Below are 22,632 nucleotides of genomic sequence, written 5' to 3' on the forward strand. Positions count from 1 at the left end.
GTCCGAAAGACCCCCACTCATGCCTCTCGCGATGTCCGAGCGGCGGACGAGCCTCCTCGGCGCGCTCCTCGTCGCGATCGCACCCGTCTCCATGGCGCTCTACACGCCGGCCTTGCCGACGCTGGTGGAGGCCTTCGACACGACGCCCGCCGTCGTGAACCTCACGCTTCTCGTCTATTTCGCCGGCTTCGCGCTGACCCAGCTCGTCTGCGGCCCCCTGTCCGACGCCTATGGCCGCAAGCCGGTGACGCTGGCCTTCCTCGGCCTCTACGTCGTCGGCTCCGTCATCGCGGTCCTGGCTCCGACCATCGAATGGCTGGTCGCCGCCCGCGTCGTGCAGGGGATCGGCGCCTCGGTCGGCGTGGCGACCTCGCGCGCCATCGTGCGCGACCAGTATGTCGGGGAAGCCTCCTCGCGCATCATGAACGCCATCGGCATCATGCTCGCGATCGCTCCGGCCATGGCGCCGACGATCGGCGGGCTGACGCTGGCGGTCGCGGACTGGCACGCGATTTTCGTCGTCATGCTCTTCGCGGGCCTCGCGCTTCTCGGCATCGTCCTCGTTTTCATGCGGGAGACGACGGTCGGCAACCCGGCGCTCGCCCATCCGGGCAGCCTCCTGCGCTCCTACCGGCAACTGGCGGGGAACCTCACCTTCGTCACCAGCGTGCTGACGGTCGCGGGCTCGGTCGGCGCCCTCTACACGCTGGCGACCGTGCTGCCGTATCTGCTGATCGACCGCGCGGGACTGACGCCGGCGCAGTTCGGCCTCGGCATGCTGGCGCAGTCGGGCAGCTTCCTTCTCGGCTCGGTCGTCATGCGGGGCCTGATGCGGCGCTTCTCAGCCTATGCGCTCGTCCCGGCAGGCCTCGGCTGCATCGCCCTCGGCTCGGTCCTGATGGCGCTGTCCATCGCGTTCCTGCCGATCAGCTATCCGTCGATCATGGTTCCGGTCGCGTTCTATGCCTTCGGCATCGCCTTCGTCATGCCGGCGATGACGACCGCCTCGCTCGCCCCCTTCCCGACGATCGCGGGGGCGGCGGCCGCGGCCATGGGCTTCGTCCAGATCGGCGCCGGTCTCGTCGGCGGGCTGGTCGCGACCGCCATCGGCGACCCCGTGCTCGGCACGCAGCTCGTCATCCCCGCGCTCGGAACGACGGCCATCGTCTCCTATTGGATCTTCCGCAGACGCACGCGCGTCATGGCCGTTCCGGCCCGCCCGAGCGAGCCGGACCCCATTCACGGGGTGGAGTGAGCCCTCACTCCGCCGCCTCGGCCCGGACCGCCCCGGAGCCGAGCGAGCGCATGGCGTCGGCCGCGATCGTGAAGGAGCGCTTGCGCGCCTCGTGATCGTGAATCATCCCGGTCAGGATGATCTCGTCCGGCCGGTGGGTCTCGATGAGGCGCGAGAGTTCGCGGCGCACGGTCTCGGGGGAGCCGACGGCCGAGACGCGCATCGCCTCCTCCACCATCGCCATGCCGGCCGCGCCGATCTCGGCCTCGATGTCCTCGACGGGCGGGGGCAGGAGACCCGGCTGGCCCGAGCGCAGCCGCGCGAAGGATTGCTGCATGGAGGTCCGCAGATAATGCGCCTCCTCGTCGCTCGGCGCGGCGAAGACGTTGGCGGCCAGCATGAAATAGGGCGCCTCCAGCGTCGCGGAGGACCGGAAGGTCTCGCGATAGATCGAGGCCGCCTGCTCCAGCGCGGCCGGGGCGAAATGCGAGGCGAAGGCGTAGGGCAGGCCGAGATGGGCCGCGAGCTGCGCGCCGTAGAGCGATGAGCCGAGGATCCAGACCGGCACATGGGTGCCTCCGCCCGGCACCGCCTGGACGCGCTGGTTCGGCTCGACGTCCTCGAAATAGGCCATCAGCTCGAAGACGTCCTGGGGGAAGTTGTCGGAGTTCTCCAGGCTTCGCCGAAGCGCGCGCGCCGTCATCATGTCGGTGCCCGGCGCGCGCCCGACGCCGAGGTCGATGCGGCCGGGAAAGAGCGTCGCCAGCGTGCCGAACTGCTCGGCGATGACCAGCGGAGCGTGGTTCGGCAGCATGATGCCGCCGGCGCCGACGCGGATCGTCTTCGTGCCCGCCGCCACATGCCCGATCACGACGGACGTCGCCGCGCTCGCGATGCCGGGCATGTTGTGATGCTCGGCCAGCCAGTAGCGGTGGTAGCCGAGCGATTCGGCGTGCTGGGCGAGATCGAGGGTGTTCGCCAGCGCGTCGGCGGGCGTCGAGCCCTCGGGCACGGGGGTGAGGTCGAGGAGGGAATAGGGGATCATCGCAGGGCGGCTCCGGCTGTTCTCCCCGCAGATGGTAAGGCGAACGCACGATGTCGAGGGAGGCCTCGCCGTCCCGCCGTAAGGTGCTTCGTGGCGAAAGGTTGGCGGCGGGAGCCTTTCCGTCTAGGGCTTGCCCTTTTCGGCGCGACGTCGTGAGCCTCCGCCCGGCCGCGCCCGACTTCGAAGGGTCCCATGGATATCGGCATCTGGATCAGCCTCGCGCTGTATTTCGGGCTGACGCTCGGCATCGCCTATTATGCCTGGAAGAACGCCGCGGCGACGTCGGAGCACTACGTTCTGGGCGGCCGGGGCCTTTCCCCCGGCGTCGCGGCGCTGTCGGCGGGCGCCTCCGACATGAGCGGCTGGCTGCTGCTCGGCCTGCCCGGCGCGCTCTACGCCTCCGGCCTCGTCGAGGCCTGGATCGGCATCGGTCTCTTCCTCGGCGCGTTCGCCAACTGGATTATCGTCGCGCCGCGCCTTCGCGAGCAGACGGAGCGCTACGACGACGCGCTGACCGTTCCAGCCTTCCTCGCCAACCGCTTCCCCAGCCGCGCCCGCGCCCTGCGGGTGGTCTCGGCGCTCATCATCGTCGTCTTCTTCGCCGTCTACACGGCCTCGGGGCTCGTCGCGGGCGGGCGCCTGTTCGAGACCGCCTTCGCCCCGCTCGTCGACGTTCCGGGCGTGTCGGACTACGCGCTCGGCATCTGGCTCACGCTCGGCGTCGTCCTGATCTACTCCGTCGTCGGCGGCTTCATGGCCGTCAGCCTCACCGACGTCCTGCAGGGCGGCATCATGATGCTCGCCCTCGTCCTCATCCCGATCGTGGTCTTCCTCGACCCGGCGGTCGGCGGCGCCTCGGGCATCGCCGAGACGGTGGCCGCGATCGATCCTACTTTCCTGTCGCTGACGAGCGGCATCACCTTCCTCGGCTTCCTTTCGGCCGTGGCCTGGGGCCTCGGCTATTTCGGCCAGCCCCACATCATCGTGCGCTTCATGGCCATGCGCTCGGCGGCCGATGCGCCGAAGGCGGCCGCGATCGGCCTTTCCTGGATGGCGGTCTCGCTGGTCGGCGCCATCGCCGTCGGCATTCTCGGGCGCGTCTATGCCGAGCGCACGGGACTGGATGTCGCCGATCCGGAAACGATCTTCATCGTCTTCGCCAACGTCCTCTTCCACCCGCTCATCACGGGCTTCCTCCTCGCCGCGCTGCTGGCCGCGATCATGTCGACCATCTCCTCCCAGCTGATCGTCGCCGCGTCCTCGCTGACGGAGGATTTCTACCACCTCTTCCTGCGGCGCGAGGCGACGGGGTCGGAGCTGGTGCTCGTCGGCCGCATCTCGGTCGTCCTCGTCGCGGTCGCGGCCGCGATCATCGCGCGCGACCCGAACTCGCAGGTCCTCGGCCTCGTCGCCAACGCCTGGGCCGGCTTCGGCGCGGCCTTCGGCCCGCTGATCCTGCTCGCGCTCACCTGGCCGCGCATGACCGGTGCGGGCGCCATCGCCGGCCTCGTCACCGGCGCGGCCGTGGTCATCGGCTGGATCGCGCTCGGCTGGAACGCCTCGTTCCTCGGCGGGGAGGGGATCTACGAGATGATCCCGGGCTTTGCCGCCGCCATGATCGCCATCGTCCTCGTCAGCCGGGCGACGAAGGATGCGGGCGAGTTCCGGGCGCTGGCCGCCCGAGGCTGAATCAAAGCGGCGGCGTGTTTCGCCGCCGCCTTCCCTCAACTGTATGGGAGGCTAACGAATTTCGACGTTTGGGGAGGACAGGCCGCCCGTTGACGGGTAGCTTTCGCGGAACGCCTTGTTTGGGAGGACATCCGCGTGAACCAATCCCTGCTGTTCGTCCTGGCGCTCTTGCCGATCGGGATCGTCTTCGTCCTGCTCGTCGCGATGCGGCGGTCGGCCAAGCTCGCCATGCTGGTCGCCTATGTCGCGACCGTCGTCCTCGCCATGGCGGTCTGGGGCCAGAGCGCGGGCACCGTCGCGGGCGCGACGGTCAACGGCCTCGTCACGGCCCTCACCCTGCTCTTCATCATCTTCGGTGCGATCCTTCTCCTGCAGACGGTGCAGGAGAGCGGTGCGATCCGCGCCATTCGCGACGGCTTCACCGACCTCTCGCCCGACCGGCGCATCCAGGCCATCATCATCGCCTGGATGTTCGGGTCCATGATCGAGGGCGCGTCGGGCTTCGGAACGCCGGCGGCGGTCGCGGCGCCGCTGCTCGTCGCGATCGGGTTTCCGGCGATGGCGGCGGTCCTCGTCACCCTCATCATCCAGTCGGTCCCGGTCTCCTTCGGCGCGGTGGGAACGCCGATGCTCGTCGGCGTGGCGACGGGACTGGGCGGCGATCCGGCGGTGGCGACATCCATCGCGCCGACGGCGGTCTCCGACTACGTGGTGCAGGTCGCGGCCAATGTGGCGCTGCTGCATGCCATCGTCGGCTTCGTCATCCCGCTTCTCATGGTCGGCATGCTGACGCGCTTCTTCGGCGCCAGCCGGTCGTTCCGCGAGGGCTTCGCGGTCTGGCCCTTCGCGCTCTTCGCCGGGCTCGCCTTCACGGTGCCCTATACGCTCGTCGCCTTCCTGCTCGGCCCGGAATTTCCCTCGCTTCTCGGCGGTCTCATCGGCCTTCTCATCGTGGTTCCGGCGGCTCGCGCCGGCTTCCTCCTGCCACGGGAGCGCTTCGACTTCCCCCGGCGGGCCGGCTGGAACGAGCACTGGTTCGGAACGCTCGGCGCCGCCGACGTCCGGCAGGCCGCCGCGCCCGCGGGGCAGGGCATCTCGCTCCTGCGCGCCTGGTCGCCCTATCTCGTCGTCGCCGCGCTCCTGGTCCTCACGCGCGTCGTCACGCCGCTGCAGAGCGCGCTGCGCTCGGAGGCCGCGACGCTGTCGATGACCGACCTCTTCGGCTCGGGCATCAACGCGTCGGCGCAGCTTCTCTACTCGCCGGGCTTCATCCTCATCCTCTCCTCGCTCGTCGCCTTCTTCGTCTACCGGATGAGCGCGGCGGCCTATGCGCGGGCCTGGAGCGGCTCCGCGCGCACGATGGTCGCGGCCGCGCCCGCGCTTCTCATCGCGGTGCCGATGGTTCAGGTCTTCCTGAACACCGGCGGCGGCACGCTCAACTCCATGCCGCTGGTGCTCGCCGAGAGCGTGGCCGGCGTGGCCGGTGCCTCCTGGCCGCTCTTCGCGCCGCTCATCGGCTCGCTCGGCGCCTTCATCGCGGGCTCGAACACCGTTTCGAACATGATGTTCTCGCTGTTCCAGTTCTCCGCGGCCGAGCAGATCGGGCTGGCGGGCGTCGGCACCATGCTCGTCGTCGCGCTTCAGGCCGTGGGCGGGGCGGCCGGCAACATGATCTGCGTCCACAATGTCGTCGCAGCCTCCGCCGTGGTCGGGCTCACCGACCGGGAGGGCGACGTGATCCGCATGACGCTGATCCCGATGACCTACTACGTCGTCCAGGCGGGGCTCGTCGGCATGGGCTTCATCTATGGCGGCGTCTGGTGGGTTCTCGCATTCGTCTGGCTGGCCGGCGTCGTCACGGCGATGACGATGAACCGGGGACGCGAGCGCACGGCCATGGCCGCCGCCGAGTAGGCGCGCGGCGCGCCTCATGAAAAAGGCCCGGCGGAGCGATCCGCCGGGCCTTTTCGTTTGCCGTTCGGGATCGGCCCCCGCGTCAGATCCGGTCGCGCTTGGCGAGCGTGCGAAGGCGCAGGGCGTTCAGCTTGATGAAGCCCGCCGCGTCCTTCTGGTCGTAGGCGCCCCGGTCGTCCTCGAAGGTGACGAGCTTGTCGGAGTAGAGCGACTTCGGGCTCGTGCGGCCGGTGACCATGACGTTGCCCTTGTAGAGCTTGAGCGTCACCTCGCCCTCGACATGACGCTGCGAATGGTCGATCGCGGCCTGCAGCATCTCGCGCTCCGGCGAGAACCAGAAGCCGTAATAGATGAGCTCCGCATAGCGCGGCATCAGCTCGTCCTTCAGATGCGCGGCACCCCGGTCGAGCGTGATCGACTCGATCGCGCGGTGCGCCGCGAGCAGGATCGTGCCGCCGGGCGTCTCGTAGACGCCGCGCGACTTCATGCCGACGAAGCGGTTCTCCACGAGGTCCAGACGGCCGATGCCGTTGTCGCGGCCGAGATCGTTCAGCTTGGCAAGAAGCGTGGCCGGCGACAGGCGCTGCCCGTCGATCGAGACCGCGTCGCCGCGCTCGAAGCCGATCGTGATCGTGGTGGCGACGTCGGGCGCGTCTTCCGGGGAGATGGTGCGCATGTGGACATATTCGGGCGCGGCCACGGCCGGGTCCTCCAGCACCTTGCCCTCGGACGAGGAGTGCAGCAGGTTCGCGTCGACCGAGAAGGGGGCCTCGCCCTGCTTGTCCTTGGCGACCGGGATCTGGTTCTTCTCGGCGAAGTCCAGAAGGTCGGTGCGCGACTTGAACGACCAGTCGCGCCAGGGCGCGATGATCTTGATGTCCGGGTTCAAGGCGTAGGCCGACAGCTCGAAGCGGACCTGATCGTTGCCCTTGCCGGTCGCGCCGTGCGCGATGGCGTCGGCGCCGGTCTTCTTGGCGATCTCGATCAGGTGCTTGGAGATCAGCGGCCGGGCGATCGAGGTGCCGAGGAGATAGACGCCCTCGTAGACCGCGTTGGCGCGGAACATCGGGAAGACGAAGTCGGAGACGAACTCCTCGCGCACGTCCTCGATGAAGATTTCCTTGATGCCGAGCATCTCGGCCTTGCGGCGCGCCGGCTCCAGCTCCTCGCCCTGGCCGAGATCGGCGGTGAAGGTGACGACCTCCGCGCCGAGTTCGGTCTGCAGCCATTTCAGGATGATCGAGGTGTCGAGGCCGCCGGAATAGGCGAGGACGACCTTCTTGACGTCGCGGGGGAGGGCCATCGTGCCGGGTTCTCCGTTTCGGGTTCCGTTCCGGAGGTGGCCTCTACATCAGAAGGGCGGGCCATGCGAGGCGTGGCCCGAAAATTCGGGTGGCGCGGGCATCGGCGCGGGAGTAACGCTGCACGCTCCGCAATCTTCGAGCCGCTCCGATGAGCTTCGTCCCCGACCTTCCGGCCCTTCTCGCCTTCACGCTGGCGGCGGTGATCCTCACCATCACGCCCGGACCGGACATGACGCTCTTTCTCGGCCGCACGCTGGCGCAGGGTCGCGCGGCCGGACTGGCGGCGATGTTCGGCGCGACCTCGGGCGTCGTCGTGCATACGACCCTCGCGGCCTTCGGCCTCTCGGCGCTAATCGCGGCCTCGCCGGAAGCGTTCCTGGCGCTGAAGGTGGCCGGCGCGGGCTATCTCGTCTTTCTCGCGGTGCAGGCGCTGCGCTTCGGCTCGGCGCTGAATCTCGACGAGACGGCGCGTCCCAGGCGGCAGGTCTCGCTCGTCCGCAACTGGGCGACCGGCGTCGGGATCAACCTCCTGAACCCGAAGATCGTGCTCTTCTTCGTGACCTTCCTGCCGCAGTTCGTCTCGGTGAGCGACCCGAACGCGACCGGCAAGCTCTTCTTCCTCGGCATCTACTTCATCGTCATCGCGACCCCGATCGCGATCGCGATGATCCTGGCGGCCGACCGCTTCGCGCGGTTCCTGAAGGCCAAGCCGAGGGTCATGCGGGCGATCGACTACGTCTTCGCCAGCATCTTCTCCGCCTTCGCGCTGCAGATCCTGCTCGCCCGCGCCTGAGGTTCAGGCGTAGGCGTAGGGGCCGCCTTTCTCCAGCGCCGCCTTATAGGCGGGGCGGGCGTGGATGCGGGCGAGGAAGTCCTTCACCGCGGGGTGGCGCGAATAGTCCACGCGGCTCGCGCCCGCCTCGACCGGGAAGCTCATCATCACGTCGGCGACCGAGAAATCCGCTCCCGAGAACCAGCCGGAGGTCTGCAACGCGCGCTCCCAATGGTCGAGATTGGCGGCGATCTCGGGCGCCACCAGCGCGCGGTCCAGCGTCGCCATGGCCGACTTCAGGATGCCGCGCGCGAAGAAGGGCGCGCGCTTGGGCATCTCGATCGTGACGAGCTTGAGGAACAGCGGCGGCATCGCCGTTCCCTCCGCATGGTGCATGAAGTGGCGGCACTGCCAGTAGGCGGGGCTGCCGGGCTCGGGCGTCAGGCGGCCGCGCGCATGGGTCTCGACGATGTACTCCACGATCGCGCCCGTCTCGGTCAGCGTCAGGCCGTTCTCCTGCAGGATCGGCGCCTTGCCGAGCGGATCGACGGCCTTCAGCTCGGCCGGCGCGCGAAGGTTCTTGCCGCGCCGATAGTGCTCGATCTCGTAGGGCAGGCCCAACTCCTCCAGGAGCCAGAGCACGCGCTGCGAGCGGGAATTGTTGAGATGGTGGATCGTGATCATCGTCTCGCCTGTCTTCGCACGTCGTGTCAGCGCTCGCCGCGCCCTATCGGTTCCCGCCCGCTCCTGCGAAGCGTTTACCATCGGACCGGCGAATGGCGCTCCGTTTACCTGACGGTGGCCCCCGCCGGTCCATATCGCGAAGACGGGGCGTTCCGGCCCTTCGAGGACCAGCCCCGATGCGTCTCTATCGCATTCTCGGCGTGACGATCACCGATGAGGCCTTCGAGGCGGCGGCGGATCACGTCCGCGCGCTCGTGGACGGAACGGGGCCGCGCTCGCTCGTCTTCGTCAACGCCCACACGCTGAACCACGCCGCCGCCGATCCCGCTTTCCGCGACACGCTGAACGCGGCGAGCCTCGTCTTCGGCGACGGAACGGGCGTGCGCTGGGCCGCGCGGCTGCAGGGCCTGAGGCTCCAGGCCAACCTCAACGGCACGGATCTGGTGCCGGCGGTGCTGAAGCGGCGTCCGGGCGTGCGCTGTTATCTCGTCGGCTCGGCGCCGGACCGGATCGCGCGTGTTCTCGAAGGCGCGAGGCGGCTCTTTCCCGAGGTCGAGTTCGTCGGCGCCCATCACGGCTATCTCGACGAGGCCGCGAGCCGGACGGTGGCGGAGGACATTCGCCGGTCGGGCGCCAATCTCGTCCTCGTCGGCATGGGCAATCCGATCCAGGAGCGCTGGGTCGAGGCCCATCGCGAGGCGGCGCCGGACGCGCTCTTCGTCGCGGTCGGCGGCTTCTTCGAGTACTGGCACGGCAATCTCCAGCGCGCGCCGGGCTTCATGCGCCGCGCCGGGCTGGAATGGGTGCATCTGATGATGCGCCAGCCGCGCAAGGTGCCGCGTTACCTTCTCGGAAATCCGCTCTATCTGGCGCGGGTCATGCGCTCTCTTCCGAAGGACAGGGCGTTCCGCGAACGCTTGTCCAACGCTTCAGGAGACCGATCATGAGAGAGCGCCCGATCGCCCGGAAGCGCTGGATCGCCAAGAAGGCCGCGCGGGCCGGCGTCGGCGCGCTCGGCCGGCTGACGCGCGGCACGGGCGTGCGGGTTCTCACCTATCACCGCTTCGGTCCGGCGACGCGCATGCCCTTCACGGTGACGGCGGAGGCCTTCGAGCGCGAGATGGCGTTCCTGGCGCGCGAGAAGCGCGCGGTCTCGCTGGACGAGGTCGAGCGGCATGTGCGCGGCGAGATCGGTCTGAAGGACGGCTCGGTGCTGGTGACCATGGACGACGGCGATCCGTCCGTCCTCCATGTCGCGTTGCCGATCCTGCGCAAGCACGCGATCCCGTCGGTCCTCTATGCGCTCGGCGGCTCGCCGGAGGGCTACGAAATTCTCTCGCCAGCCGAACTGCGCGAGGTCGCGGATGGCGGCGTCACCATCGGCTCGCACACGATGAACCATCGCTCGATGGGAACGCTGCCGGCGCAGGAGGGGAGGCGGGAGGCCGTCGATTCCAAGGCCCGGCTGGAAGATATCGTCGGCCGGCCCGTGACCTCATTCGCCTACCCCTTCGGCACGCGCCGCGACGTTTCGCCTGCGGCCGCTTCGATCCTCTCCGAGGCCGGCTATACGAGCGCCTTCACCTCGCTGCACGGGGCGCTCGCGCAGGGCGACGACGCGATGCTTCTCCCGCGCGTGAAGGTCGAGTCCGGCGATCCCGACTGGCTCTTCCCGGCGCTGTGCGACGGCGCGATGGACCGCTGGCGGCTGATCGACGAGGGACTGTCGGGCCTGCAGAAGCCGCAGACGGCCTGACGCTCAGAGACCGACGGCCTTTCGGAGCGCGTCGTTCATCCGGTCCTGCCAGCCCGGCCCGTCCTCCTGGAAGCGCTCCAGCACGTCGGCGTCGATCCGCAGCGTCACGCTTTCGCGCACGCCCGGCACCTTCGCCGGCTCCTTCAACCGCTCGGGCGCCTTGGCGGTCGCGGATTTGAACGCGGCCTCCGCTGCGTCGCGCGCGCTGGTCGGGCGTCGGGTCATGGCGTGTCCTCTCGTGTCGCGGGGGCGGGGCGGTGTCGCCAATGGCCCGCGCTGCGGCCGGCGACGATCCAGTAGACCATGAAGAATCCGAGCCCGCCGACGATCATCGCGGTGCGGATGGCGGCAGGCGCGTCGCCCCCGTACCAGAGCTGTGCCAGAGCCAGACCGGCCAGGGCGCCCGTCGCGGCGTGGAGCAGGAAGGAGGACCAGCGAAGGCTTTCCGTCAGAACCATGAAGACCGCCCAGGGCATGAGCGCCGCCGCGCCGATCTGCCCGGCCTGCGCGATGAGGCCGAGAAAGAGCTCGAAGAGCAGGAACGGGTCGTTCCACCATCCGGCGGGCAGGGCCAGGAACGGCCAGAGCAAGGCGAAGGCCGCCGCGAGGCACCCGGCGACGAAGCCGAGCGGGATCACGAAGAGAAAGCGCAGGACGGCGATCACGGGAGGTTCGGCCTTCCCGTGCTCAGACCGCGACGGTCGCTTCCAGCGCCAGCCGGTCGCCCTTTTTCATGCGCTCCGATTCCGACTTGAGCTGACCGCAGGCGGCGAAGATGTCGCGTCCGCGCGGCGTGCGGATCGGCGAGGCGTAGCCGGCGTCGTTCACGAGATCGGCGAAGCGCTCGATCTGGTCCCAGTCCGAGCACTCGTAGGGGCTGCCGGGCCAGGGGTTGAACGGGATCAGATTGATCTTGGCCGGAATGCCCTTGAGCAGCCGGACGAGTTCGCGCGCATCGTCGAGACTGTCGTTGACGCCCTTGAGCATCACGTATTCGAAGGTGATGCGCCGCGCGTTGGACAGGCCCGGATACTCCCGGCAGGCCTGCATGAGCTCGGCGATGGGGTACTTCTTGTTGATCGGCACGAGCACGTCGCGCAGCTCGTCCGTCACCGCGTGGAGCGAGATGGCGAGCATGACGCCCATCTCCTCGCCGGTGCGGCGGATCATGGGCACGACGCCGGACGTCGAAAGCGTGATGCGGCGCTTGGAGAGCGACAGCCCGTCGCCGTCCGAGATCACGTCCAAAGCCTTGGCGACGTTGTCGTAATTGTAGAGCGGCTCGCCCATGCCCATCATGACGACGTTCGAGACGAGGCGCCCTTCGGAGGGCACGATCGCGCCTTCCGGCGTGTTCTCGTCCGGGAAGTCGCCCAGCCGCTCGCGCGCCGTCAGGAGCTGGCCGACGATCTCGGACGGCTCCAGATTGCGGACGAGGCGCTGCGTGCCCGTGTGGCAGAAGGTGCAGGTGAGGGTGCAGCCGACCTGGGACGAGACGCAGAGCGTGCCGCGCCCTTCCTCCGGGATGTAGACGGTCTCGATCTCGACGGGCCGGCCGGCGCCGCGCGGCGGGAAGCGGAAGAGCCATTTGCGCGTGCCGTCGACGGAGATCTGCTCCTCGACGATCTCGGGGCGGCGGATCTCGAACCGCTCGGCCAGCGCCGCGCGCAGGGGCGCGGAGATGTTGGCCATCTGCGAGAAGTCCTTCACGCCGCGCACATAGAGCCAGTGCCAGAGCTGGGCGGTGCGCATGCGGATCTGCTTGGGCGCGACGCCCGCTTCCGCCAGGGCGTCGCCGAGCTCCTCGCGCGACAGGCCGAGCAGCGAGCGCGGACCGGCGGCCGGCGCGGCCTGCGTCGCGGCGGGCCTCGGGCGGGCGGCGGGCTCGGAAAGGTCGATCGTCAGGCTCATCGGCGGACATGCCGGCGGTGCACGCGCCGGTCCCTCGTCGTCGTCTTTATCAAGCGGATCGAGGGTAGATGCGCCTTCGGGCGGCAAATCGCAAGCGTTTCGGCCACGGCGGGCGACCACGGCCCGCCGCGAAAACGCGGCCGTGGTCCTGTCGTTCGAAGCGTCCGGGGCCGATCAGCTGCAGCTGTTGATCGACTGGATCGCCGCCGTGATGCCGGACAGCGAGTAGGTGTAGCTCGTCGCCGTGCCGCGCGCCGAGGTGGCGCTGACCGTCATCTGGCGACCGCCGCGCATGGCGGCGACGAGGGCCGGCTCCTTGGAGGCGTCCTCGACCCAGGCGGACTCGCCGCGCGTGAACAGCGTGAACTTGTTGCCGTCCACGTCCACGGTCACCTGGCTGCCCTCGCGCATCGGATAGCCCATCACGACCTGCGGCTCGTAGGCGTTCTGACCGGGCTTCTGGGAGACGAGGAAGAAGATGTCGCCGTGGTTCACGGTGGAGGGCTGCATCGCGGTCGGCGTCGACAGGACGTAGCAGACCTTCGTGCCGTTCTGGTCGTAGGAGTAGGACCCCCATGCGTTGAACTGGTTGATGCGGCTCGGCGTCTGGGCTGCGACGGCCGCGCTCGAAAGGATCACGAAAGCCGCCGCGGCCGTCAGGACTTTTTTCAAGGATGCCTCCTCGCTGGTCATTCACTTCAGGGGATCGCCCGTCGCCTCGCTGTGGAAGGAGAGCAACTGTCTCGAACTTATGTCGAAAGCCGTTTATCGTCCGTAAACGGACGCCGAAATCGGGCTGTTTCAAGACAGGACGGCGGAACTGGAACCGAGGCCGCCCGGCGTTCTCCTTCGCAAGCGAACCATCGCGAAGATGTGAACCGCGAAGGGGTCAGTCCTCCATCCCGGCCCCGGACGCGGCGCCCTCCTTGCCGAGCGTCGCTCTCGCCTTGGCGTAGTGGCGCGGGCGGATGTCGCGCTGCACCGCGCTGAAGGCGGCGAGAAGGACGGCGGCGTCGTCGGTGTAGCCGAGCCCGACGATGAAGTCGGGGATCACGTCGAAGGGCAGGACGAGATAGGCGAGGGCGGCGAGAAGGATGCCGCGCGTGCGCGCCGGCGTCCTCGTGTCCAGCGCGCAGTAATAGGAGGCGACGACGTCCTCGACGAAGGGAAGGTGCCGGGCGGCGCGTTTGAGCGTCGAGAAGAAGCCGCGGCGAACGGTCTCCTCGCGCGCCGCCTGCTCGTCTTCCGTTCCCGGCGCGAGGATTTCGCCGATTCGCTCCCGCTGGAGTTCCAAGGTCGCTTCTCCTTCGATCCGAAGGGGAAGATAGGAAAGGGCGCCCACCGCTCCAAGGTGGACGCCCTCCTTCGTCGGTCGTCGCTCAGCTCGCGAAGGCGGCGATGCCCTCGCGGGCTGCGCCGGCGCGCCGGCGGCCGGACAGGGTGAAGGCCTCCTCCAGGACGTAGGGGCCGCCGCCGACCGAATCCTTGGACGAGAACAGGCCGAAGCGCCCGACCTCGAAGGGCGGGGTGCGGAAGCCGCCGCGCGAAGACAGATAGCGCGCCACGTCCTCGGACTTGGCGTTGCGCAGCCGCGCCAGCGTCACGTGCGGCACGAAGCGGCGTGCGTCGGCCGCCACGCCGAGGCGCTTCAGCGTGCGGTCGATCTCGCCCTGCAGCGCGTCCAGCGCCTCGCAGGGGGCCACCGAGGCGTAGACGGAATGGGGCTTCTTGGACCCGAAGGCGTCGAGGCCGTTCAGCGCGATCGAGAAGGGCGCGCGTTCGATGCGGTCGAGATGGGCGACGACCTCGTCGGCCGTGCGGGCGTCGATGTCCCCGATGAAGCGAAGGGTGAGATGGTAGTTCTCCGGCTCGATCCAGCGGGCCGACGGCAGGCCGCCGCGCAGGAGGGACAGGGAGAGAGCGGCGTTGGGGGCGATCTCGATGGCGGTGAACAGGCGCGGCATGGCAGGCCCTTTCGCTTCATGAGGCATTCGCAGGAAGAAGACTTTCATTCGCACCCGCACACTTCAAGGTGCGCATGGCAGCAATGCACAGTCCGGAATGGCGAAGCTTGCGCGGAGCTTCTATTTTGAGAGCGACGGTGGGAGGCGTCGGACAGAGAGCCGCCCATGTTGCACTTCACGCCCGGACCGGGCGCCGAGCCGGTCCAAGCTCCGAACCTCCCGAACCTTTCCGGGTGCCGGATCCGGCCGCTCGTCGAGGGCGACGCCGACGCCTTCCGCGACCATCTTCTGCGCCTCGACGAGCGCTCGCGCCGCCTGCGCTTCGGCGCGCCGGTCAATGACGACTTCATCCGCGCCTATGCCGGGCGAGGCGAGAGCGTGCGCCGGGTCGGCCTTTTCGACGGAGACGTCCTGCGGGGCGTCGCCGAACTGCATCTCCACACGACGAACCCGGAATTTGCGGAGGGCGCGTTCAGCCTGGAGGTGTCCCATCGCGGGCTCGGCCACGGCACGCGGCTGTTCGACGCGCTCCTGTTCGAGGCCGAGGGCGCGGGCGTGAAGCGGCTCGATCTCCAGTGCCTGCGCGAAAACGTCGCGATGCAGCGGATCGCCCGGCGCTTTTCCGCGCGGCTCACCTTCGAGGGCAGCGAGACGGTCGCGACGATCGACCTTCCGCCCGCCGCGCTTGCGACCGTCGGCGACTGGCCGGCTCGCCTGCCGCCGGTCAGCTCCGAGCCTGCCTGATCGCCTCCAGCCGCTCCTCCACCAGCGGCAGCATGCGCTCGACGATCACCGCCACGCCCCTCGCATTGGGGTGCATGCGGTCCTCCAGATTGAGCTCCGCGACGGACGCCACCCCGTCGAGGAAGAAGGGGTAGAAGGCGACGTCGTGGCGCTCGGCCAGCCCTTCGAAGACCGGGTTGTAGTCCCGCGCGTAGTCGCCGCCCATGTTCGGCGGCGCGATCATGCCCGCCAGGATCACGTCCGTGTCCGGGCGGGCGGTGAGGCGCGACAGGATCTCGTCGAGATTGTCGCCGACGACCTGCGGCGAAATCCCGCGCAGGGCGTCGTTGGCGCCCAGCTCCACGATGACGAGATCGGCGCTTTCGGGCACCGACCAGTCGAGCCGGGCAAGGCCCGCCGAGGTCGTGTCGCCGGAGACCCCCGCATTGACCACGTCCACGTCGTGGCCGCGGTCCCGCAGCGCCGCTTCCAGCTGCTCGGGAAAGCTCTCGCCCGGCGCAAGGCCGTATCCCGCGACGAGACTGTCGCCGAAGGCGACGACCTCCAGCCGCTCCTGCGCCGACACAGGCAGGCTCGCCAGAAGAAGGGCGAAGACGGCCGCGAAGGCCGGCCGAGGAAAGCGCATCGCTTGGAACTGGAACATGCTCGGCCCATATGTCGGCACGCTGACGCGTGAAAGGATCGATGGACCCGCTCGGGGGGACGGGTCCGGAACGGACGGGCCGGCAGGCTTACCCGCCCGAACGGGAAGGGAGAGGCCCGTGGCCGCTCGCGGGACATAGGAAGGGGACTGACTTGGCGAAACCCGCGATCCGTCTGGAAAACGTACATGTGACACTCGGCTCGGGCCAGTCTCGCGTCCACGTCCTGAAAGGCGTCGACTTGACCGTCCGGGAGGGCGAATCCGTCGGCATCGTCGGGCCGTCCGGCTCGGGCAAGTCGACGCTCCTGATGGTCCTGGCGGGGCTGGAGCGCGCCGACGAAGGGCTCGTCGAGATCGCCGGACAGTCGCTGGCCGGGCTTTCGGAGGACAGGCTCGCGGCCTTTCGCGGCCGCCATGTCGGCATCGTCTTTCAGTCCTTTCACCTCATCCCGAACATGACGGCGCTGGAGAACGTCGCGGTGCCGCTGGAGCTGGCGGGCCGGCGCGACGCCTTCGAGCGCGCACGCTCCGAGCTCGAGGCGGTCGGGCTGGGCGGACGCGTCGATCACTATCCGGGCTCGCTGTCGGGCGGCGAGCAGCAGCGCGTCGCGCTCGCCCGTGCGCTGGCGCCCGAGCCCGCCATCCTCATCGCCGACGAGCCGACCGGCAATCTCGACGCCGAGACCGGACGCGTCGTCGCCGACCTCCTCTTCGCCGAATGCAAGCGTCGGGGCATGACGCTCGTGCTCGTCACCCACGATTCCGAGCTCGCCGCGCGGTGCCGGCGCGAGATCGCCGTGCGCTCCGGGCGGATCGAGGCGGGAGAGGCCGCGCCGGAGCTTCTGGGCGCGGCGCAATGAGCGCGGCCGATCTCCGCCTGGCGGTCCGCTTCGCGCTGCGCGAGATGCGCGGCGGGTTGCGCGGCTTCTACATCTTCCTCGCCTGCATCACGCTCGGCGTGGCGACCATCGCGGCGGTGGGCTCGGTCTCGCAGATGATGCAGGCCGGGATCGCGTCCGAGGGCCGGGCGATCCTCGGCGGCGACCTGCGCTTCAATCTCGGCCAGCGCGAGGCGAGCGCGCAGGAGCGGGGATGGATGGAGGCGCGGGGCGCGGTTTCGCAAAGCCTCTCGATGCGCTCCATGGCCCGCCTGCCCGACGGCAGCGATCAGGCGCTGGCGGAGCTGAAGGCCGTGGATGCCGCCTATCCGCTGGCGGGCCGGGTCGAGACCGAACCCGCCGAGCCGCTGGCCGCCTTGCTCGAAGAGCGCGCCGGCCGCTTCGGAGCGGTGGCGCCGCGCGAGTTCTTCGCGCGTCTCGGGCTCGAGCCGGGCGACACGCTGCGCATCGGCGACACGGAGGTGGAACTGCGCGCCGTCCTGACGCGCGAGCCGGACGTTCTCTCGGACGGCTTCCTCTTTGCGCCGCGCCTGATGCTCTCGCTCGACGCGATGGGCGCGACGGGGCTGGTGCAGCCGGGCAGCCTCCTGTCCAACATCTACAAGATCGGCCTCGCCGATCCCGACACGCCGGCGCGCGAGGTGCTGGAGGCCGCGGACGAGGCCTTTCCCGACGCCGGCTGGTCGATCCGCACCGCCGAGCGCGCAGCGCCCGCGCTTCAGTCCAACATCGAACGCTTCTCGCAATTCCTGACGCTGGTCGGCCTGACCGCGCTGATCGTCGGCGGCGTCGGCGTCGCCAATGCCGTCGCGGCCTATCTCGACGCCAAGCGGCCCGTGATCGCCGTGTTCAAGTCGCTCGGCGCAGGCGGGCGCTTCGTCGTCACGGTCTATCTCGTCCAAATCCTGATGCTGGCCGGCATCGGCATCGCGCTGGGGCTCGTCCTCGGCATCCTCGCGCCCTTCGCGACGGCCGGCCTTCTGGAAAGCGTGATCCCGGTGGCGGCGGAGGCTTCGGTCTATCCGTCCGCGCTTCTGGTGGCGGCGCTCTTCGGCCTTCTGACCGCGCTGGCCTTCGCGCTCCTGCCCCTCGGCGGCACGCGCGACGTGGCGGCCACGGCGCTCTTCCGCAGTTCGGGTTCGGACGGGTTCACCCGCATCCGGCCGACCTATGTGGCGGCGGTCGCGCTGATCGTTCTCGCCATCGCCGGACTCGCGCTCCTGGTGGCGGACGACCGCCGCATCGCCTCCACCTTCCTTCTGGCGACGGGCGTCGCCTTCGTGGTGCTTCGCCTCGTCGCCTTCGCGATCCGCAAGCTTGCGGCGCGCGCACCCCGCGTCTCCTCGACGCCGATCCGGCTCGCCATCGGCAACATCCACCGGCCGGGCGCGCTGACGAACTCGGTCGTCCTCTCGCTCGGCCTCGGGCTGACGCTGCTCGTGGCGCTCGCCGCGATCGACAGCGACCTTCGCCGCGAGATCGGCACGACGCTGGCGGCGCGCGCGCCGAACTTCTTCTTCGTGGACATCCAGAACGCGGAGATCGACGCCTTCCGCGACCGGATCGCGGCGCTGGCGCCGGAGGGCGAGCTCGCCGCCGTTCCCATGCTGCGCGGCCGCATCACCGCGCTCGACGGCACGGACGTGCGCGAGCTCGACGTGCCGCCGGAGGGCGCCTGGGTGCTGCGCGGCGACCGGGGCCTGACCTATTCGCAGGATGTGCCGGAGAACTCGACCCTCACCGAGGGCGAATGGTGGCCGGAGGGATACGAGGGCGAGCCGCTCGTCTCCTTTGCCGCGCAGGAGGGCGAGGAACTCGGCCTTTCCGTCGGCGAAACCGTGACGGTCAACGTCCTCGGCCGCTCGATCACGGCGACCATCGCCAATTTCCGCTCGGTGGAGTGGGAATCCATGTCGATCAACTTCGTCATGGTGTTCACGCCGAACACCTTCGCGGGCGCGCCGCACGCCTGGCTCGCGACGCTCGACCTGCCGGGGGACGACCCGGGCGAGGAGCGCGCGATCCTCTCGGGCATTTCTGGAAACTTCCCGGCGGTGACGAGCGTGCGGGTGCGCGACGCGCTCGACGCGGTGAACGATCTCGTGGCGCAGCTCGCCGTCGCCATCCGCGCGGCGGCGGCCGTCGCGCTCGTCGCCTCGGTCCTCGTGCTCTCGGGCGCGCTCGCGGCTGGCAATCGCGGCCGTGTCCACGACGCTGTCGTCCTGAAGACGCTCGGGGCCACGCGCCCGACTCTGATCGGCGCCTTCGCAGCCGAATACGCGATGCTGGGCGCGGCGACGGCCGTCTTCGCGGTCGGTGCGGGCGCGCTGGCGGCGTGGTTCGTCGTCTCGCGCATCATGCAGCTGCCGTTCCAGTTCGACCTGTCGATCGCCCTGGCGACGCTTGTCGCCTCGCTGATCCTGACCATCGGCTTCGGTCTGGCAGGGACCTGGAGGATTCTGGGGCAGAAGGCGGCGCCGGTGCTGCGCGAATTGTAGGAACGCGCAAGTGCGGCGGAAGGATCGGCGCGGCGCCCGTTTAGAATAACCGAAATGTAATCGACGAAGGCCTGTCAAAACGGCCCGGGAGTTCGTTGCGACCCTTGTGGAAGCGGCAGGACTTTCGCATATTCTATCTCAGGCATGCTGGGCGTCCCGCCAGCGGCGCCTCGATGCGCGATCGTAGGATACGCGGCGTCGACACCGGACGGGACACGCAGAAAGGGAACCATCACAATGGCTGATTATCGCAACTACGGAGCGCGCGTCCCGGCTGCGGGCAGCCGGACCGACGCGGCAATCGACGAGGGCCTGCGCAGCTACATGCTGCGGGTCTACAACTACATGATGGCCGGCCTCGCCATCACGGGCGTCGCCGCCTACGGTCTCTACATGGCAGCGACCTCGGGCGTGCCGGTCGAGGGCGGGGCGCAGGTGCGTCCGGACCTCTGGCTGACCCCGCTGGGCGTCACCGTCTTCACCTCGCCGCTGCGCTGGGTGCTGATGCTCGCCCCGCTGGCGCTCGTCTTCTTCCTCTCCTTCCGCATCCACAGGATGAGCCTCGCGGCCGCGCAGGCGACCTTCTGGAGCTACGCGGCCCTGGTCGGCCTGTCGCTCTCGACGATCTTCCTCGTCTTCACGCAGGAGTCGATCGTCCAGGTCTTCTTCATCACCGCGGCCTCCTTCGGCGCGCTGTCGCTCTTCGGCTACACGACCAAGCGCGACCTGTCGGGCATGGGCACCTTCCTGTTCATGGGCCTGATCGGCGTCGTCATCGCCATGGTCGTCAACATCTTCCTGCAGTCGTCGGCGCTCGGCTTCGCCGTGTCGGTGATCGGCGTGCTCGTCTTCGCCGGCCTCACCGCCTACGACACGCAGCGCATCAAGGAGATGTATTTCGAGGGCGACGACGTGCTGGTCGCGGGCCGCAAGGCTCTGATGGGAGCGCTGTCGCTGTACCTGAACTTCATCAACATGTTCATGTTCCTGCTGCAGCTCTTCGGCAACCGCGAGTAAGCGGGCCGGCGCGAGTTCGGATCGGATGCAAGGGGCGGCCTTCGGGCCGCCCTTTTCGTTTGTCCGCAGCGCCAGAGGAGGAGAAGCCGGCGCGCCGGCTTGCGAAGTCCGTCGCGCCGGTTCAAGGATCGTTTCCGTCATGAGCGCCCACGCCCTTCGCCCCGCCGTCGCGGACGACATTCCGGCCATCGCCCGGATCTATGAACACGCGGTCCTGAACGGCACCGCCTCCTTCGAGCTCGATCCGCCCTCCCAGGCGGAGATGTTGGCCCGGTTCGATACGCTGACGCGTCAGTCCTACCCCTATATCGTCGCCTGCGACGGCTCGGGCGCGGTCGTCGGATACGCCTATGCCGGGCCGTTCAGGGCGCGGCCGGCCTATCGATGGTCGGTCGAGGATTCGATCTATGTCCACCCCGACGCCAAGGGGCAGGGGCTGGGGCTGATCCTGTTGGAGCGGCTCCTCGAACTTAGCGAGGCCGCCGGGTTCCGCCAGATGATCGCCGTCATCGGCGGTTCCGACCACACGCCTTCGATCCGCGTCCACGAGAAGGCCGGCTTCGAGCGCATCGGGGTCTTCAAGGGCTCGGGCTTCAAGTTCGGCCGTTGGCTGGACACGCTCCTGATGCAGCGCTCTCTGGGCGAAGGCAGGGAGACGCCGCCCGACGAGAGCGCCTATCCCGGAACGCTTCGTTAGGCATCCGGCACCTTTGAAGGCGAAAGGCCCCCCTGCAAGTGGCGTGAGCCTCGCGCCCCTCATCCGCCGCGTGTGCGACCTTCAGGAAGCCTTATCCCGCCGCCCGTTAGATCAGAAGCGTCATAGCGGCGGGAGGGTGAGGATGAGCGGTATCGGCACGATCGCGGCCATGCAGTCGACGGGTGCGGGCACGGACGTGATCCAGGACGCGCTGTCCGCCGTTCGCTCGCATCTGAAGATGGAGATCGCCTATTTCTCCGAGTTCGTCGGCGATCGGACGGTCTTCCGCCGGGTGGACGCGCCCGGGCTGGAACATCTCATCAAGCCGGGCGACAGCCAGAGCCTCGACGACGTCTACTGCAACCACATCCTGGAGGGGCGGCTCCCCGAGCTGATCCCGGACACCCTGGCCGAGCCGCTCGCGCTCTCCATGCCGATCACCGGCGCGGTGCCGATCGGCTCGCATGCCTCCGTTCCGATCCGCTATCCCGACGGCCGGCCCTACGGCATGTTCTGCTGTCTCTCGCCGAACCCGAACCCGACGCTGAACGAGCGCGACCTGGAGATGATGCGGGTCTTTGCCGGACTCGCGACGCGCCAGCTTCACGTGGAATTGGAAGAGGCGGAGGGCCATCGTGCCCGGCGCCGGGCGGTGGAGGCCGTCATCGAAGCGGGAGACTTCTCGATCGTCTATCAGCCGATCGTCGATCTGGCCTCCATGCGGACGATGTCCTTCGAAGCGCTGACGCGCTTTCGCGCCGAGCCCTATCGCACCCCCGACCTCTGGTTCGCCGATGCGGAGGCGGTCGGGCTCGGCCTCGAGCTGGAGATCGCCGCGATCAGGGCCGCGATCGTCGCCTTCCCCCTCCTGCCGGCGGACGCGAGCCTGTCGGTGAACGCATCGCCGTCCCTCGTGACGTCCGGCCGTCTCGAAGAGGGGCTCGACCCGCGCTTCCTCGATCGGACGGTGGTCGAGATCACCGAACATGCGCAGGTGGACGATTACGAATTGCTGCGCGCCGCGCTCGATCCGCTGGCGGAGAAGGGCGTGAAGGTCGCGGTCGACGACGCGGGCGCGGGCTTCTCGGGGCTGCGCCACATCGTCCAGATCGCGCCCGACATCATCAAGATGGATATGAGCCTGACGCGCGGGATCGACGAGGATCGGGCGCGGCGGGCATTGGCGAGCGCCATGGTCTATTACGGCCGGGAGACGGGCGCGACGGTCGTCGCGGAGGGCATCGAGACTCAGGGCGAACTGGAGACGTTGAAGGGCCTCGGGATCCACCGGGGACAGGGATATCTCCTGGGGCGCCCGGCCGCGCTGCCGCATCGCGTCGAGCCGACGAGCGCGGCGGCCTGAAGCGCTTCAGTCGACGACGCGCAGGGCCTTGTCGAAGACGCGCAGCACCTGCGCGAGATCCGTCCCGCGCTTCATCACCAGACCGCCGGCCGCGATAACGCTGTAGGCGCCCTGGCGCCTGGCGAGCTTCGGGTTCTTCTCCACGCGGAAGATCGGCATCTCCGAGGAGCGGCGGAAGATCGAGAAGACGGCGCGGTCTTTCAGCATGTCGATGGCGTAGTCGCGCCATTCGCCGGCGGCCACCATCCGTCCGTAGACGCGCAGGATCTCGGAGAGTTCGCGCCGATCGAAGGAGACGATCGGGCTGGCGTTCTCGCGCCTGACCTGAGCGAGATCGACCGGACCGGAAGCGGCATCGAAACTCAAACCGGAAAGCCCCTTCGCATTCTCGCGGAGGCTTTCGCGCCCCAGCGTCTTCATCGTCTCACCAAACGGGCGCTTTGCCTACCGGGATCGTCATGGAATCGACGGACCCGCCGGCGCGAAAGCCGCCCATGC

23 protein-coding genes are annotated in these 22,632 nt (G+C 69.0%); 12 read left to right on the top strand and 11 right to left on the bottom strand.

The genetic code is table 11. The features are described 5' to 3' along the window. The first annotated feature begins 19 nt into the window (after positions 1 to 19). Positions 20 to 1,255 carry a multidrug effflux MFS transporter gene (locus AC6R2M_RS01495; protein WP_500484793.1) on the top strand — a complete coding sequence of 412 codons (1,236 nt, stop codon included), beginning with the start codon at positions 20 to 22 and terminating at the stop codon, positions 1,253 to 1,255. A 4-nt stretch (positions 1,256 to 1,259) separates the two neighbouring features. Here AC6R2M_RS01495 and AC6R2M_RS01500 read toward each other — a convergent pair whose 3' ends face one another. Then, positions 1,260 to 2,279, bottom strand: coding sequence for an LLM class flavin-dependent oxidoreductase (locus tag AC6R2M_RS01500; RefSeq protein ID WP_500484795.1), 1,020 nt, complete (start codon positions 2,277 to 2,279; stop codon positions 1,260 to 1,262). A gap of 192 nt (positions 2,280 to 2,471) precedes the next feature. Between AC6R2M_RS01500 and putP the strand changes: the two genes are divergently transcribed. Both putP and AC6R2M_RS01510 read left to right on the top strand, forming a co-directional pair. Beyond that, the gene (putP, locus tag AC6R2M_RS01505; protein ID WP_500484797.1) at positions 2,472 to 3,968 is read left to right on the top strand and encodes a sodium/proline symporter PutP; all 1,497 of its coding nucleotides are present in this window, start codon (positions 2,472 to 2,474) and stop codon (positions 3,966 to 3,968) included. Between the two features lie 135 nt (positions 3,969 to 4,103). Beyond that, entirely contained in the window at positions 4,104 to 5,882 is a 1,779-nt protein-coding gene (locus AC6R2M_RS01510; RefSeq protein WP_500484799.1) for an L-lactate permease, read from the top strand. A gap of 82 nt (positions 5,883 to 5,964) precedes the next feature. On the opposite strand, the gene AC6R2M_RS01515 is transcribed toward AC6R2M_RS01510, so the two are convergent. After that, positions 5,965 to 7,185 carry an argininosuccinate synthase gene (locus AC6R2M_RS01515; protein WP_500484800.1) on the bottom strand — a complete coding sequence of 407 codons (1,221 nt, stop codon included), beginning with the start codon at positions 7,183 to 7,185 and terminating at the stop codon, positions 5,965 to 5,967. Between the two features lie 149 nt (positions 7,186 to 7,334). Here AC6R2M_RS01515 and AC6R2M_RS01520 point away from each other — a divergent pair, with 149 nt between their 5' ends. Next, positions 7,335 to 7,979: a LysE family translocator gene (locus AC6R2M_RS01520; RefSeq protein WP_500484802.1), complete on the top strand. Its 645-nt coding sequence runs from the start codon at positions 7,335 to 7,337 to the stop codon at positions 7,977 to 7,979. Between the two features lie 3 nt (positions 7,980 to 7,982). Here AC6R2M_RS01520 and AC6R2M_RS01525 read toward each other — a convergent pair whose 3' ends face one another. Further along, a complete protein-coding gene (locus tag AC6R2M_RS01525; protein WP_500484804.1) occupies positions 7,983 to 8,642 on the bottom strand; it encodes a glutathione S-transferase family protein in 660 nt (219 codons plus the stop codon). Between the two features lie 176 nt (positions 8,643 to 8,818). On the opposite strand from AC6R2M_RS01525, the gene AC6R2M_RS01530 reads away from it, so the two are divergent. Both AC6R2M_RS01530 and AC6R2M_RS01535 read left to right on the top strand, forming a co-directional pair. Continuing rightward, positions 8,819 to 9,589: a WecB/TagA/CpsF family glycosyltransferase gene (locus tag AC6R2M_RS01530; protein WP_500484806.1), complete on the top strand. Its 771-nt coding sequence runs from the start codon at positions 8,819 to 8,821 to the stop codon at positions 9,587 to 9,589. Then, entirely contained in the window at positions 9,586 to 10,398 is an 813-nt protein-coding gene (locus tag AC6R2M_RS01535) for a polysaccharide deacetylase family protein (protein ID WP_500484808.1), read from the top strand. The genes AC6R2M_RS01530 and AC6R2M_RS01535 overlap by 4 nt, the downstream gene beginning before the upstream one ends. 3 nt (positions 10,399 to 10,401) lie before the next feature. Here AC6R2M_RS01535 and AC6R2M_RS01540 read toward each other — a convergent pair whose 3' ends face one another. The 6 genes from AC6R2M_RS01540 to thpR all read right to left on the bottom strand — a co-directional run bounded on the left by AC6R2M_RS01540 (position 10,402) and on the right by thpR (position 14,273). Continuing rightward, on the bottom strand, positions 10,402 to 10,623 hold the full coding sequence (locus tag AC6R2M_RS01540; protein ID WP_500484810.1) for a BrnA antitoxin family protein: 222 nt from the start codon (positions 10,621 to 10,623) through the stop codon (positions 10,402 to 10,404). Beyond that, positions 10,620 to 11,063: a hypothetical protein gene (locus AC6R2M_RS01545; protein WP_500484812.1), complete on the bottom strand. Its 444-nt coding sequence runs from the start codon at positions 11,061 to 11,063 to the stop codon at positions 10,620 to 10,622. Before AC6R2M_RS01545 ends, AC6R2M_RS01540 begins: the two co-directional genes overlap by 4 nt. A 22-nt stretch (positions 11,064 to 11,085) precedes the next feature. Next, a complete protein-coding gene (rlmN, locus tag AC6R2M_RS01550; RefSeq protein ID WP_500484814.1) occupies positions 11,086 to 12,309 on the bottom strand; it encodes a dual-specificity RNA methyltransferase RlmN in 1,224 nt (407 codons plus the stop codon). A gap of 174 nt (positions 12,310 to 12,483) precedes the next feature. Beyond that, on the bottom strand, positions 12,484 to 13,002 hold the full coding sequence (locus tag AC6R2M_RS01555; protein ID WP_500484816.1) for an invasion associated locus B family protein: 519 nt from the start codon (positions 13,000 to 13,002) through the stop codon (positions 12,484 to 12,486). Positions 13,003 to 13,198: 196 nt separating this feature from the next. Beyond that, a complete protein-coding gene (locus AC6R2M_RS01560) occupies positions 13,199 to 13,603 on the bottom strand; it encodes a YkvA family protein (protein WP_500484818.1) in 405 nt (134 codons plus the stop codon). Between the two features lie 85 nt (positions 13,604 to 13,688). After that, positions 13,689 to 14,273 (bottom strand): RNA 2',3'-cyclic phosphodiesterase, encoded by a 585-nt coding sequence (thpR, locus tag AC6R2M_RS01565; RefSeq protein WP_500484820.1) that lies wholly within the window; start codon positions 14,271 to 14,273, stop codon positions 13,689 to 13,691. Between the two features lie 165 nt (positions 14,274 to 14,438). On the opposite strand from thpR, the gene AC6R2M_RS01570 reads away from it, so the two are divergent. Next, positions 14,439 to 15,017, top strand: coding sequence for a GNAT family N-acetyltransferase (locus tag AC6R2M_RS01570; protein ID WP_500484823.1), 579 nt, complete (start codon positions 14,439 to 14,441; stop codon positions 15,015 to 15,017). Here AC6R2M_RS01570 and AC6R2M_RS01575 read toward each other — a convergent pair. Further along, complete coding sequence (locus AC6R2M_RS01575; protein ID WP_500484825.1) at positions 14,998 to 15,660, bottom strand: arylesterase; 663 nt, start codon at positions 15,658 to 15,660, stop codon at positions 14,998 to 15,000. The two genes, AC6R2M_RS01570 and AC6R2M_RS01575, sit on opposite strands and share 20 nt — an antisense overlap. 152 nt (positions 15,661 to 15,812) lie before the next feature. Between AC6R2M_RS01575 and AC6R2M_RS01580 the strand changes: the two genes are divergently transcribed. From AC6R2M_RS01580 to AC6R2M_RS01600, 5 genes are all read left to right on the top strand, one after another. After that, positions 15,813 to 16,520, top strand: a complete 708-nt coding sequence (locus AC6R2M_RS01580) for an ABC transporter ATP-binding protein (protein ID WP_500484827.1) — start codon at positions 15,813 to 15,815, stop codon at positions 16,518 to 16,520. Continuing rightward, complete coding sequence (locus tag AC6R2M_RS01585) at positions 16,517 to 19,057, top strand: ABC transporter permease (RefSeq protein WP_500484829.1); 2,541 nt, start codon at positions 16,517 to 16,519, stop codon at positions 19,055 to 19,057. Before AC6R2M_RS01580 ends, AC6R2M_RS01585 begins: the two co-directional genes overlap by 4 nt. 237 nt (positions 19,058 to 19,294) lie before the next feature. Further along, positions 19,295 to 20,074 carry a Bax inhibitor-1/YccA family protein gene (locus tag AC6R2M_RS01590; RefSeq protein ID WP_500484831.1) on the top strand — a complete coding sequence of 260 codons (780 nt, stop codon included), beginning with the start codon at positions 19,295 to 19,297 and terminating at the stop codon, positions 20,072 to 20,074. A 139-nt stretch (positions 20,075 to 20,213) separates the two neighbouring features. Then, positions 20,214 to 20,771 (top strand): GNAT family N-acetyltransferase, encoded by a 558-nt coding sequence (locus AC6R2M_RS01595; RefSeq protein WP_500484833.1) that lies wholly within the window; start codon positions 20,214 to 20,216, stop codon positions 20,769 to 20,771. Between the two features lie 142 nt (positions 20,772 to 20,913). Next, positions 20,914 to 22,134, top strand: coding sequence for a sensor domain-containing phosphodiesterase (locus AC6R2M_RS01600; protein WP_500484835.1), 1,221 nt, complete (start codon positions 20,914 to 20,916; stop codon positions 22,132 to 22,134). A gap of 6 nt (positions 22,135 to 22,140) precedes the next feature. Here AC6R2M_RS01600 and AC6R2M_RS01605 read toward each other — a convergent pair whose 3' ends face one another. Continuing rightward, positions 22,141 to 22,554 (bottom strand): DUF2794 domain-containing protein, encoded by a 414-nt coding sequence (locus AC6R2M_RS01605; protein WP_500484837.1) that lies wholly within the window; start codon positions 22,552 to 22,554, stop codon positions 22,141 to 22,143. Positions 22,555 to 22,632: the final 78 nt, after the last annotated feature.

It is taken from the genome of Aureimonas sp. CAS (assembly GCF_059838215.1).

What these genes read in the sequence shown, in the direction of transcription:
- AC6R2M_RS01495 (WP_500484793.1), top strand. Translation starts at nt 20, where the DNA reads ATGCCTCTCGCGATGTCCGAGCGGCGGACGAGCCTCCTCGGCGCGCTC.
- AC6R2M_RS01500 (WP_500484795.1), bottom strand. Translation starts at nt 2,279, where the DNA reads ATGATCCCCTATTCCCTCCTCGACCTCACCCCCGTGCCCGAGGGCTCG.
- putP (WP_500484797.1), top strand. Translation starts at nt 2,472, where the DNA reads ATGGATATCGGCATCTGGATCAGCCTCGCGCTGTATTTCGGGCTGACG.
- AC6R2M_RS01515 (WP_500484800.1), bottom strand. Translation starts at nt 7,185, where the DNA reads ATGGCCCTCCCCCGCGACGTCAAGAAGGTCGTCCTCGCCTATTCCGGC.
- AC6R2M_RS01520 (WP_500484802.1), top strand. Translation starts at nt 7,335, where the DNA reads ATGAGCTTCGTCCCCGACCTTCCGGCCCTTCTCGCCTTCACGCTGGCG.
- AC6R2M_RS01525 (WP_500484804.1), bottom strand. Translation starts at nt 8,642, where the DNA reads ATGATCACGATCCACCATCTCAACAATTCCCGCTCGCAGCGCGTGCTC.
- AC6R2M_RS01530 (WP_500484806.1), top strand. Translation starts at nt 8,819, where the DNA reads ATGCGTCTCTATCGCATTCTCGGCGTGACGATCACCGATGAGGCCTTC.
- AC6R2M_RS01535 (WP_500484808.1), top strand. Translation starts at nt 9,586, where the DNA reads ATGAGAGAGCGCCCGATCGCCCGGAAGCGCTGGATCGCCAAGAAGGCC.
- AC6R2M_RS01540 (WP_500484810.1), bottom strand. Translation starts at nt 10,623, where the DNA reads ATGACCCGACGCCCGACCAGCGCGCGCGACGCAGCGGAGGCCGCGTTC.
- rlmN (WP_500484814.1), bottom strand. Translation starts at nt 12,309, where the DNA reads ATGAGCCTGACGATCGACCTTTCCGAGCCCGCCGCCCGCCCGAGGCCC.
- AC6R2M_RS01555 (WP_500484816.1), bottom strand. Translation starts at nt 13,002, where the DNA reads ATGACCAGCGAGGAGGCATCCTTGAAAAAAGTCCTGACGGCCGCGGCG.
- thpR (WP_500484820.1), bottom strand. Translation starts at nt 14,273, where the DNA reads ATGCCGCGCCTGTTCACCGCCATCGAGATCGCCCCCAACGCCGCTCTC.
- AC6R2M_RS01570 (WP_500484823.1), top strand. Translation starts at nt 14,439, where the DNA reads ATGTTGCACTTCACGCCCGGACCGGGCGCCGAGCCGGTCCAAGCTCCG.
- AC6R2M_RS01575 (WP_500484825.1), bottom strand. Translation starts at nt 15,660, where the DNA reads ATGTTCCAGTTCCAAGCGATGCGCTTTCCTCGGCCGGCCTTCGCGGCC.
- AC6R2M_RS01585 (WP_500484829.1), top strand. Translation starts at nt 16,517, where the DNA reads ATGAGCGCGGCCGATCTCCGCCTGGCGGTCCGCTTCGCGCTGCGCGAG.
- AC6R2M_RS01590 (WP_500484831.1), top strand. Translation starts at nt 19,295, where the DNA reads ATGGCTGATTATCGCAACTACGGAGCGCGCGTCCCGGCTGCGGGCAGC.
- AC6R2M_RS01595 (WP_500484833.1), top strand. Translation starts at nt 20,214, where the DNA reads ATGAGCGCCCACGCCCTTCGCCCCGCCGTCGCGGACGACATTCCGGCC.
- AC6R2M_RS01600 (WP_500484835.1), top strand. Translation starts at nt 20,914, where the DNA reads ATGAGCGGTATCGGCACGATCGCGGCCATGCAGTCGACGGGTGCGGGC.
- AC6R2M_RS01605 (WP_500484837.1), bottom strand. Translation starts at nt 22,554, where the DNA reads ATGAAGACGCTGGGGCGCGAAAGCCTCCGCGAGAATGCGAAGGGGCTT.